Below are 11093 nucleotides of genomic sequence, written 5' to 3'. Positions count from 1 at the left end.
TCGGCCATGCCGCGCTTCACCCGGCTGCCGCCGGTAAGAGGTACACCAACCATGATTTCTCCTGGTCTCGGGTCTAATATCCTTTTGATATATTAGTTCGGAGATCAAGTATCCTACCCGCCAAGAGGGGTGTCAACAGCTTTCCATGCCCCGGCCTACGCGGCGAAGAGTGCCTGCCGGACAGCATGTTCAAAGCCGCTGACGTGGACGCGCGCCAGCTCGGCCGCCCTGTCCTCATCGCCGTCAATCACGGCAGCCAGGAGGTCCAGGTGCTCCCGGACATGGTGGGAGAGATCCGGCAGCCGGTCAAGGACCATGCACCAGATCCGGGTGGCAAGGTTGTCGTACCGGATCAGGACATCCTCCAGGTGCGGGTTTGCTGCCGCCGCATAGATACCCCGGTGGACACTGGCGTCAAGGCGCAGGGTCTCCACCACCGAGGCGGAGCCCACGTCATAGGCTTCGACCTCGGCCACCACGCTGCGCAGGTGCGCCCGGGTTGCCGGCGACGCCACCCGCGCTGCACGGGCAGCAGCCAGGGGCTCCAGCTGGGCCCGGATCTCGGAGATGAACGCAAGGTCCGTCACCTCCACCCTCGTGGCGAAGGTTCCGCGGCGGGGGTAGGTGACCACCAGGCGGTCCAGCTCGAGGCGCTTCAGGGCCTCCCGCACGGGTGTGCGCCCCACGCCAAGGTCCTTGGCGAGGAGGTCGTCGTTAAGCAGGTCGCCGGGCTTGATATCCAGCATCACCAGGCGGTCCCGGATCTTGGCGTACGCAACGTCCGCCAGCGACTTTCCAACTGTTGCATCCGCAAATGCCAGATATTCAAATGCCACGGCGGCACCCCCTCTTCCCTTGGGCCACGAATGCCTATTGACCGCACCCAATGACCAGTATACGCTAGGTCACAATTCTAATATATCAGTTTAGAACCTAGGAATATATCTGAAGGAGGACCCGTGACCCTCGTGGATACCGGCTCATCTGCAAGCACCCTGACCAAGCCTCATGCAGCATCGGAGACGCCGGTGCAGAAGTTCGTGCTCACACTGTCGTGCGGCGAACGCGCTGGCATCGTGCAGGCAGTCACCACCTTCCTGTTTGAACGCGGCTTCAACATCGACGAGCACCAGCAGTTCGACGACGGCCTGCGCCAGACACTGCACCTCCGCACTGCTTTTTCCCAAACCTCTGCGTACTCGCCGGACCAGCTCGAAGAAGAGTTCCGGCTCATCGCTGAGCGGTTCGACATGAAGTTCAGCTTCCATGACCAAACCAAGCAGCGCGTCCTGGTTATGGTCTCAAAGTTCGGCCACTGCCTCAATGACCTGATCTTCCGCTGGCGCGGTGGCAGCCTGGGCGGGGACCTCGTCCTGGTGGTTTCCAACCACGAAACCCACCGGGCAATGGCGGAGGCCGCCGGACTCGAGTTCGTCTACATCCCGGTGACGCCTGACACGAAGGCGGACGCGGAGCGTCAGCTGCTGGACCTGGTGGACGAGCACCACATCGACCTCGTGGTGCTGGCACGCTACATGCAGGTGCTTTCCAACGACCTTTGCCGCTCCCTGGAGGGAAGGGCCATCAACATCCACCATTCCTTCCTCCCCGGCTTCAAGGGCGCCCGGCCTTACCACCAGGCCTACGACCGTGGCGTCAAGCTCGTCGGTGCCACGGCGCACTACGTCACTGCGGACCTGGACGAGGGCCCGATCATCGAGCAGGAAGTCATCCGGGTGGACCACACGTACGGACCCACCACCCTTTCGACCATCGGTCAGGATGCGGAAGCACTGGCCCTGTCCCGCGCCGTGCGCTGGCACTGTGAACACCGCGTGCTGCTGGACCAAACCAGCACCGTGGTATTCCGGTAACCACCAGCAAAACCCGGCATCGCCCACACACGAACATCAGCAGGAGAAACCACATGGCATCGACGCCTCGCATTGTCATCATCGGAGCTGGAATCGTTGGCACCAACCTCGCCGACGAACTTGTCACCCGCGGGTGGAACAACATCACGGTCCTGGACCAGGGTCCCCTCAACATGCCGGGCGGCTCCACGTCCCACGCCCCCGGCCTGGTCTTCCAGACCAACGCTTCCAAGTCCATGGCACTGTTCGCCAAGTACACCGTGGAGAAGCTCCTTTCCCTCACTGAAGACGGCGTCAGCTGCTTTAACCAGGTGGGCGGCCTGGAAGTGGCCACCACGGAGACCCGCCTGACCGACCTCAAGCGCAAGCTCGGTTATGCCGCTGCCTGGGGCATCGAAGGCAAGATCCTCAGCCGCGCCGAGTGCAAGGAGCTTTACCCCCTGATCAACGACGAGGACATCCTGGGCGGCCTCCATGTTCCCTCCGATGGCCTGGCCAACGCCGCGCGCGCCGTGCAGCTGCTGATCAAGCGGACCGAAGCCGCCGGCGTAACGTACCTGGGCAACACAGAGGTCACCGGCATCGAACAGTCCGGCCAGCGGGTCACGGGCGTCGAGACGCCCGACGGCGTGATCCCGGCTGACATCGTGGTCTCCTGCGCCGGATTCTGGGGCGCAAAGGTCGGCGAACTGATCGGCATGTCGGTCCCGCTCCTTCCCCTGGCCCACCAGTACGTCAAAACCACTCCGGTCCCCGCGCAGGAGGGCCGCAACCCGCTGCCGAACGGCGCCACGCTGCCGATCCTCCGCCACCAGGACCAGGACCTCTACTACCGTGAGCACGGCGACCGCTACGGTATCGGCTCCTACGCCCACCGGCCCATGCCCGTGGACCTGGACGAGCTGGGCAAGTACGAGCCCAGCAGCATCAGCGAACACAACATGCCTTCCCGGCTCGACTTCACCCTCGAGGACTTCCTCCCGGCATGGGAAGCCACCAAGCAGCTGCTTCCTGCCCTGCGGGAAAGCGAAATCGAAGACGGCTTCAACGGCATCTTCTCATTCACCCCCGACGGCGGTTCGCTGGTGGGCGAGTCGAAGGAACTGGACGGCTTCTTCGTCGCCGAAGCCGTGTGGGTAACCCACTCCGCCGGCATCGCCCGCGCCGTGGCCGAACTGCTGACCACCGGCAAGTCCTCCATCGACCTCGGTGACTGCGACATCCACCGCTTCGAAGAGGTCCAGCTGACCCCCGACTACGTCAGTGAAACCTCCCAGCAGAACTTCGTGGAAATCTACGACGTCCTGCACCCGCTGCAGCCCAAGCTTTCCCCGCGCAACCTCCGGGTGAGCCCGTTCCACGCCAGGCACAAGGCCCTGGGCGGAGTCTTCCTCGAAGGCGCCGGCTGGGAGCGTCCCTACTGGTTCGAAGCCAACGCCGACCTCCTCAAGGAGATGCCTGCCGATTGGCAGCCGCCGGCCCGCGACGCCTGGTCGGCCATGTTCAGCTCACCCATCGCCGCCGCGGAAGTGTGGAAGACCCGTACGGCAGTGGCCATGTACGACATGACCCCGCTCAAGCGCCTCGAGGTCTCCGGCCCCGGAGCCATGAAGCTGCTGCAGGAGCTGACCACCGCCGACATGTCCAAGAAGCCCGGCGCCGTCACCTACACCCTCCTGCTGGACCACGCCGGTGGCGTCCGAAGTGACATCACCGTGGCCCGTTTGAGCGAAGACACGTTCCAGCTCGGCGCCAACGGAAACATCGACACCGCCTACTTCGAGCGGGCCGCCCGCCACCAGACCGAAAACGGCACGGCCAGCGACTGGGTCCAGGTCCGCGACACCACCGGCGGGACCTGCTGCATCGGCCTCTGGGGCCCCCTCGCCCGGGACCTCATCGGCACCGTCAGCAACGACGACTTCTCCAACGACGGCCTGCGCTACTTCCGGTCCAAGAAGGTCGTCATCGGCGGCGTCACCGTCACCGCCATGCGCCTGTCCTACGTTGGCGAACTGGGCTGGGAACTGTACACCAGCGCAGACAACGGCCAGCGCCTCTGGGACGCTCTGTGGAAGGCTGGCCAGCCGTTCGGCGTCATCGCCGCAGGCCGCGCCGCGTTCAGCTCACTGCGCCTGGAAAAGGGCTACCGCTCATGGGGCACCGACATGACCACCGAGCACGATCCCTACGAAGCCGGCCTTGGCTTCGCCGTGAAGATGACCAAGGACGACTTCGTCGGAAAGGCCGCGCTGGAAGGCCGCTCCGAGGAGGGCTCCACCCGCCGGCTCCGCTGCCTGACCGTCGACGACGGACGCAGCATTGTGCTGGGCAAGGAACCGGTGTTCTACAAGGACCAGGCAGTTGGCTACGTCACCAGCGCGGCCTACGGCTACACCGTTGCCAAGCCAATCGCCTACGCCTACCTGCCGGCTGCGGTGTCCGTGGGAGACGCCGTGGAAATTGAGTACTTCGGCCGGCGTATCCAGGCCACCGTTACGGCTGATCCGCTGTACGACCCCACCATGTCCAGGCTCCGCGGCTAACAGTCCGCAGGGCCATCCACCAGGGACGCGGCGCGGACCCTCCCCTCGCAACCGGGGTCCGCGCCGCGTCCCTTCCCTTCGGGCATACCCAGCCCCAGCCAGGAACGGACCCATGATCAGTTCAGAAACAATCTCCGATTATCTCGTCAGGCTTGCGGCCCGCCAGCCGACTCCCGGCGGAGGCGCAGCAGCGGCACTTCACGCTGCCCAGGGCGCCGCGCTGGTCGCCATGGTTGGCCGCTACACCACCGGCGGCAAGTACGAGCAGCACGCCGGGACCGTGCAGCGCATCATTGAAGTTGCCGACCGGCTCCGCGATGAGGCCCTGCACCTTGCCGACGCCGACGAGGTCGCCTTCCAGGGCGTCATTGACGCCTACAAGCTCCCCACCGATACCGAGGCACTCAAAACCGCGAAGGCGGCGGGAATCCGGGACGCCCTCGTCCGGGCTGCCCGGACCCCCGCGCAGCTCATTACGCTCGCCGGAGAAGTGGTGGACCTTGCAGCCGAACTGTTCGAGGTAGCCAACGCCGGCGTCATCAGCGACATCGCCGCCGCTGCCGACGCCGCACGGGCAGCCGCAACCACCGCCCGCATCAACATCGACATCAACGTCGTGGCCATCAAGGACCCCGGGGTGCGCACGGCGCTGTCGGAACAAACAGACGGACTCGAAGAAAAGACCGTCCTGGCCGCGGACAGGCTCGTGGCACGCGTCCGCGAAAGGATCCTCAGTTGAACACTGCATTGCTCTCCGGGAAGAGCCTGGCCGGGCTGATCAAGCAGCGGGCCCAGGACGAAGCCCGCGCCCTGGAAAACGACGGCCTGCACCCTGCCCTCGCTGTTGTGGTGGCCACGGACGACGAATCAACGCACTGGTACGTCCGGTCCATTGAGCGGGCAGCGGAACGCGCCGGCGTCGGCTGCCGGATCATTGACCTGGGCCACGACGCCACCGAGCAGGCACTGGCCAGCGTGCTGGGGGACTTGAGCTCTGAGCCGTCCGTCAACGGCATCATCCTGCAGACCCCCCTGCCCCGGGGCGTCCGGATCGATGAGCTGGTGGGCCTGATCGCCCCGGAGAAGGACATCGACGGTGCGAACCCCTTGAGCCTGGGCCGCCTGGCCGTAGGCCAGCCGGCGTTCGCTCCTGCCACCGCACGCGCCGTGGTGGAGATCCTTGACCACTACGACATCCCCGTGGCGGGGCGGAACGTTGTTGTGGTTGGCCGTTCCGCTGTGGTGGGAAAGCCGCTGGCCCTGCTGCTGCTCGAAAGGGACGCCGCCATCACGGTGTGCCACTCGAAGTCGGGTCCTTTGGAGACGTACACCAGGGCCGCTGACATCGTGGTGGTCGCCGCCGGACGGACGGGCCTGCTGACCGGCGGCCACGTGTCTGCCAAGGCAGTAGTGATCGACGTCGGGACCAACGTCCTGGCCGACGGATCCCTGGTGGGCGATGTGGATGAAACAAGCGTCCGGGGCGTCGCAGCTGCGCTGACTCCCGTTCCCGGGGGCGTCGGCTCCGTCACCACGGCGCTGCTGCTGCTGCACACTGCAGAGGCCGCCCGGGCGCAGTCACTGGCCGGCCGGCTTCCCGTGGGTTAGAGGACCGCCCGGATCAGGTTCTCGAATTCAGAGACGTGCTTGGCGGTCAGCCGGGCAGAGGCTTCAACGTCTCCATCGGCGATGCATTCAAGCAGCTCGATGTGTTGGGCAATGTGTTCCGAGACCGGAGGCAGCTTTTCCAGGACGAGGCTCCAGATCCTGGTGGCCAGGTTGTCGTAGCGGATCAGGACGTCTTCCAGGTGCCGGCTCCCCGCCGCCCGGTAGATGGTCCGGTGGACCCTCATGTCCAGGCGCATAAGATCCCGCTGCGCCAACCGGCCAGCCAGGAGCTGGTCCACCTCCAGGGCGAACTCCTTCAGTTCCTGCTTCACCCTGGGCGAGGCCACCCGCGCGGCCCGCGCCGCTGCGGCTGGTTCCAGCAGCTGACGGATCTCGGAGATTTCGGCCATGTCCGTAATATCCACTCCGGAGGCGAACGTCCCCCGGCGAGGGTAAGCCACCACCAGGTGATCGCCTTCCAGCCGTTTCATGGCTTCCCGGATCGGCGTGCGGCCAACACCGAGCCGCCGGGAGATAACGTCGTCGTTGAGCGGCTCTCCCGGCTTGATGTCCAGGACGATCAGTTCATCGCAAAGAACCCGGTAGGCGTAGTCGGCAAAAGTCTCGTCGTCCTGGCGTGGCGGCACCTCAGCGCCGCCGGTTTCGACGGGTAGTCCGCTGCTGCTGTTCACGTTCAGGTCCCTTCGACCGTATGACGGAGCCTTGACTGGGACGCTCCAGGAACATAGTATTCCCAGATCTAATATATCAATAAATCCGGATAGAAATGTCAGGATTGCCTTTGCAAATGTGCCGGTTGCCGCACACTGGAGGCAGCCCAGGTCCACCAAAGAACGGAGAACGATGAGCCACGGAGCTGTGCCGCAGGTGCGGCTGGAAGTCGTTCCCTCTGCCGACCTGCTGGAGCGGCTCCCCGCCGTTTTCGGAGCGCCCGGTTTGGTCAGCGTGACATGCCTTCCGCACCACGGCCCCGAGCGGACCGTCGCGGCGTCAATCGAGCTCGCCGCGCACGGCTACCGGACGGTGCCCCATCTCGCTGCGCGGAGCATCACCAGCCATGACGGACTGACCGGGATGCTGGAGCAGTTGCAGGCCGCCGGGATCCAGGACTTGTTCGCTGTTGCCGGCGACCGCCGGAGCCCTGCCGGTCCTTACGCGTGGAGCGGGCAGCTTCTCGAAGCCATCAAGGCCTTTTCACCTGACATGTCCGTGGGCATCGCCGGCTACCCCGAGGGCCACCCCGGGCTCAGCGCGGACCAGCTGAAGCACAGCCTTGAAGCCAAGGCGCCCCTGGCCTCCTGCATGGTCACGCAGATGTGCTTCTCCGCGAAGACCATCGGCCAGTACTTCAGGACGCTCCGCAGCAGCGGAATCGAGCTGCCTGTCTGGGTGGGCGTACCGGGCCCGGTTTCCACCAAAAAGCTCCTGACCATGGGCGCACGCCTGGGGGTGGGCCGCTCCCTCAAGCTGGCCCGCGGGACCGGCATGGCCCGCGCACTGTGGAAGCGGCATGACCTCCTGCACTATGACAGTTCCCAACTGATCCGCGACGTCCACCGGGAACTGGCAGGGGACCCCTTGTTTGCCGGCTTCAATGTGTACGCCTTTAACGACTTCCACAATCTGCCCGGACTCCTCCAGGGCACTCCCCTGGCTTTGCCGACCGGCACCGCCCCCGACCCGATTTTTCCCGCCCGGACCTGAAGGGATAGTCCACATGGCTTCGAAGGCCCCCCGCGACAACATCGATGAGTCAAAGCTGACTCTGACCAAACCCAAAAAAACGGCAGTCGGCATACCCGCCGTCGCCAACGCCCTGAAAATTTCGCTCCAGCAGATGGGACCGCTGCGCAGCGTGCAGACGCTGCTGGCCGTGAACCAGGTGGACGGCTTCGACTGCATGGGCTGCGCGTGGCCTGAACACGAGAAACGCAACGCTGCCGAGTTCTGCGAAAACGGCGCCAAAGCCGTGGCCGAAGAGGGTACCCGCCGGCGCGTCACCCCGGAGTTTTTCGCCCAGCACTCCATCGCCAGCCTGAAGGAACGCGACGACTACTGGCTGGGCCAGCAGGGCCGCCTGACCCACCCGATGTTCCTGGATGCGGGTGCCACCCACTACCGGCCCATCGCATGGGACGAAGCCTACGACCTGGTGGCCCAGGAACTGAGGGACATGGACAATCCCGACCAGGCGGTGTTTTACACCTCCGGCCGGACTTCGAATGAAGCAGCGTTCGCGTACCAGCTCCTGGTGCGCGGGCTGGGCACCAACAACCTGCCGGACTGTTCCAACATGTGCCACGAGTCCTCCGGCTCGGCCCTCGTTGAAACCATCGGGATCGGCAAGGGTTCCGTCAGCCTGCACGACCTGGAGACAGCGTCGCTGATTTTTGTGGCCGGCCAGAATCCGGGGACCAACCACCCGCGGATGCTCAGCGCACTGGAGAAGGCGAAGAAAAACGGCGCGTACATCATCTCCGTCAACCCGCTCCCCGAGGCAGGCCTGCTGCACTTCGAAAACCCGCAGCACGTCTCCGGCATGGTCAAGGGCATCCAGCTGACGGACGACTTCCTGCAGATCCGGGCCGGCGGTGACCAGGCCCTGTTCCAGGGGCTGGGCAAGTACCTCCTCGAGGCCGAGGCGCAGGGCCGGAACACCCCCGGCCTGTCCACCGTCCTGGACCACGGATTCATCAATGACCACACGGTGGGCCTTGATGATTACCTGCGATACCTCGAAAAGGCCGAATGGGATGACATCGTTGAGGCCACCGGGCTGACACTGGAGCAGATCCACGCGGCCGGCGAGCGGCTCCTGGCCTCAAGCGCCACGATCGTCTGCTGGGCCATGGGCCTGACGCAGCACAAGCATTCCGTCCCCACCCTCAAGGATGTCGTCAACGTCCTGCTGCTCCAGGGCAACATCGGCAAGCCCGGCGCCGGAGTGTGCCCGGTCCGTGGCCATTCGAACGTCCAAGGCGACCGCACCATGGGCATCTTCGAGAAGATGCCGGAGGCATTCCACGACCGGCTGGACCACGAGTTCGGGTTCCGCTCCCCCCGGGAACACGGCTTTGATACCGTGGCAGCCATCCGTGCCATGCGCGACGGCAAAGTCCGCGTGTTTGTGGGAATGGGTGGCAACTTTGTCAGGGCAGCGCCGGATTCCGAGGTCACGGAGCAGGCCCTGGCCAACACACGCCTGACCGTACAGATCTCCACCAAACTGAACCACTCCCATGTGTCCACGGGCCAGCGGGCCCTGATCTTGCCGACCCTTGGGCGCACGGAAAAAGACACCCAGGCCACCGGCGACCAGCGGGTCACCGTGGAGGATTCCATGAGCGCCGTCCACGCCTCGCGCGGACGCATCAAGCCTGCCAGCGAGCATCTCCACTCCGAGGTGGCGATTGTCTGCAACCTCGCCGCGAAACTCTTCACCGACAGCAACAACATCCCGCTGCCCAACACCCCCAAAGCCGCTTGGCTTTCGCTCCGGGACGATTACACCCTGATCCGGAAGCACATCGAAGCCGTCTTTGACGGTTTCGAGGACTTCGAGGCACGGATCCAGCATCCGGGCGGGTTCGTCCTGCCGCACCCGCCCCGGGATGCCAGGAAGTTCGACACTGCCTCCGGCAAGGCGCACTTCACGGGCAATGAACTGGAGTACCTCAAGGTCCCCGAGGGCCGGCTTATCCTCCAGACACTGCGCTCACACGACCAGTACAACACCACCATCTACGGCAAGGACGACCGCTACCGCGGGATCCATGGCGGCCGGCGCGTGGTCCTGGTCAACGAAAACGACATCACAGAGCTGGGCTTCGCTGACGGCGAGATGGTCCACCTGATCTCCGAATTCCAGGGCATCGAGCGCCGCGCGGAGAACTTCCGCATCGTTTCGTATTCCACCCCCAAGGGGTGCGCGGCCGCCTACTATCCCGAAACCAACGTCCTGGTGCCGCTGGAATCGGTGGCGGACACCAGCGGAACCCCCACGTCCAAGTCGGTCGTCGTCCGCCTCGAAAGGGCCGGACAATGAGCGCCGCCACGGCGACGGCCCTGCCCACCAAGGGCGTGGACCTGGTCCGCGCGGAACGGGCCATCCGCGAATACCTGCTGGCCATCGGCGAGGACCCTGACAGGCCCGGCCTGGTGGACACACCTTCCCGGGTGGCCCGGGCGGCAGGGGAAATGTTTGGCGGCCTCCACGAGGATCCCCTGGCCGTGCTGGATAAAACCTTCGACCTTGGCCATGGCGAAATGGTCATCGTCAAGGACATTCCCTTCTACTCAACCTGCGAGCATCACCTGGTGCCCTTCCACGGGGTGGCCCATGTTGGCTACATCCCGTCGGCGGAGGGGCTGGTTACGGGGCTGAGCAAGCTGGCCAGGCTGGTTGACGTCTACGCCCGCAGGCCGCAGGTCCAGGAGCGGCTCACCACCCAGGTGGTGGATGCCCTGGTGACTTCGCTGCGGCCCCTCGGGGCGATCGCCGTGGTGGAATGCGAACATCTCTGCATGTCGATGCGGGGAATCCGCAAACCGGGTGCCAAGACGATCACTTCCGCCGTGCGCGGCGAACTGCGGCTTCCGGCAGCCCGGGCTGAGGCGCTCAGCCTGATCCACGGCCGGTAGGAACCTCTGGACAGGCCTTCACGGCCGCCATAGTATGTAACTGATATATCTATTCGGTACTTCTCGAAATACCAGCATCCCAGTGATAGGCCGCCTCGTTCCCGTGAACGATGCTTCGACGTTACGGCGCTACGGCGCCTGAAACCTGGGGAGGTGACCGTCGAAGCATCGCTTTCGGGCACGAGGCGGCACATCCCGCCCCCGCACCACGCCTGCCCAAAGGAGCGCACATGCCAGGAAACAGAGCCGTCGCTTTTAAGGAACCTGGCATCGTCGAGATCATCGATACCGACTACCCAACGCTTGAACTCAGGGACGGGCCCGGCGTCAACCCTGCCAACGTGGGCCGCAAGGTCCCGCACGGAGCCATCCTGCGCACCGTGAGCACCAACATCTGCGGGTC

General features: G+C 64.9%; 9 protein-coding genes and 1 pseudogene. 8 read left to right on the top strand and 2 right to left on the bottom strand.

Annotated elements, in window-relative coordinates; all coding sequences use genetic code 11:
* Positions 1–155: 155 nt before the first annotated feature.
* Positions 156–836, bottom strand: coding sequence for a GntR family transcriptional regulator (locus tag ACU18_RS17890; RefSeq protein WP_050687827.1), 681 nt, complete (start codon positions 834–836; stop codon positions 156–158).
* Between the two features lie 123 nt (positions 837–959).
* Between ACU18_RS17890 and purU the strand changes: the two genes are divergently transcribed.
* The 4 genes from purU (at position 960) to ACU18_RS17870 (ending at position 6028) form a co-directional block, all read left to right on the top strand.
* Complete coding sequence (purU, locus tag ACU18_RS17885; RefSeq protein ID WP_082178400.1) at positions 960–1874, top strand: formyltetrahydrofolate deformylase; 915 nt, start codon at positions 960–962, stop codon at positions 1872–1874.
* A gap of 53 nt (positions 1875–1927) precedes the next feature.
* Entirely contained in the window at positions 1928–4420 is a 2493-nt protein-coding gene (locus ACU18_RS17880; protein WP_050687826.1) for a GcvT family protein, read from the top strand.
* 112 nt (positions 4421–4532) lie between these two features.
* Positions 4533–5159 carry a cyclodeaminase/cyclohydrolase family protein gene (locus tag ACU18_RS17875; protein WP_050687825.1) on the top strand — a complete coding sequence of 209 codons (627 nt, stop codon included), beginning with the start codon at positions 4533–4535 and terminating at the stop codon, positions 5157–5159.
* On the top strand, positions 5156–6028 hold the full coding sequence (locus ACU18_RS17870; RefSeq protein WP_050687824.1) for a bifunctional 5,10-methylenetetrahydrofolate dehydrogenase/5,10-methenyltetrahydrofolate cyclohydrolase: 873 nt from the start codon (positions 5156–5158) through the stop codon (positions 6026–6028). Before ACU18_RS17875 ends, ACU18_RS17870 begins: the two co-directional genes overlap by 4 nt.
* On the opposite strand, the gene ACU18_RS17865 is transcribed toward ACU18_RS17870, so the two are convergent.
* Entirely contained in the window at positions 6025–6675 is a 651-nt protein-coding gene (locus ACU18_RS17865) for a GntR family transcriptional regulator (RefSeq protein WP_050687828.1), read from the bottom strand. The genes ACU18_RS17870 and ACU18_RS17865 overlap by 4 nt on opposite strands.
* 217 nt (positions 6676–6892) lie before the next feature.
* Here ACU18_RS17865 and ACU18_RS17860 point away from each other — a divergent pair, with 217 nt between their 5' ends.
* The 4 genes and pseudogenes from ACU18_RS17860 to ACU18_RS19790 all read left to right on the top strand — a co-directional run.
* The gene (locus ACU18_RS17860) at positions 6893–7753 is read left to right on the top strand and encodes a methylenetetrahydrofolate reductase (protein WP_050687823.1); all 861 of its coding nucleotides are present in this window, start codon (positions 6893–6895) and stop codon (positions 7751–7753) included.
* A 13-nt stretch (positions 7754–7766) separates the two neighbouring features.
* Positions 7767–10094 (top strand): FdhF/YdeP family oxidoreductase, encoded by a 2328-nt coding sequence (locus ACU18_RS17855; RefSeq protein WP_050687822.1) that lies wholly within the window; start codon positions 7767–7769, stop codon positions 10092–10094.
* The gene (folE, locus tag ACU18_RS17850) at positions 10091–10690 is read left to right on the top strand and encodes a GTP cyclohydrolase I FolE (protein WP_050687821.1); all 600 of its coding nucleotides are present in this window, start codon (positions 10091–10093) and stop codon (positions 10688–10690) included. Before ACU18_RS17855 ends, folE begins: the two co-directional genes overlap by 4 nt.
* A 230-nt stretch (positions 10691–10920) precedes the next feature.
* A pseudogene (locus ACU18_RS19790) lies at positions 10921–11093 on the top strand (formaldehyde dehydrogenase, glutathione-independent); the annotation flags it as partial.

It is taken from the genome of Arthrobacter sp. ZBG10 (assembly GCF_001238605.1).
Taxonomy (GTDB): Bacteria; Actinomycetota; Actinomycetes; order Actinomycetales; family Micrococcaceae; genus Arthrobacter.
This window is presented reverse-complemented; position numbering and strand designations above follow the sequence as displayed.

Coding starts and splice junctions, on each gene's coding strand:
- ACU18_RS17855 (WP_050687822.1), top strand. CDS start 7,767: ATGGCTTCGAAGGCCCCCCGCGACAACATCGATGAGTCAAAGCTGACT.
- ACU18_RS17880 (WP_050687826.1), top strand. CDS start 1,928: ATGGCATCGACGCCTCGCATTGTCATCATCGGAGCTGGAATCGTTGGC.
- ACU18_RS17860 (WP_050687823.1), top strand. CDS start 6,893: ATGAGCCACGGAGCTGTGCCGCAGGTGCGGCTGGAAGTCGTTCCCTCT.
- folE (WP_050687821.1), top strand. CDS start 10,091: ATGAGCGCCGCCACGGCGACGGCCCTGCCCACCAAGGGCGTGGACCTG.
- ACU18_RS17875 (WP_050687825.1), top strand. CDS start 4,533: ATGATCAGTTCAGAAACAATCTCCGATTATCTCGTCAGGCTTGCGGCC.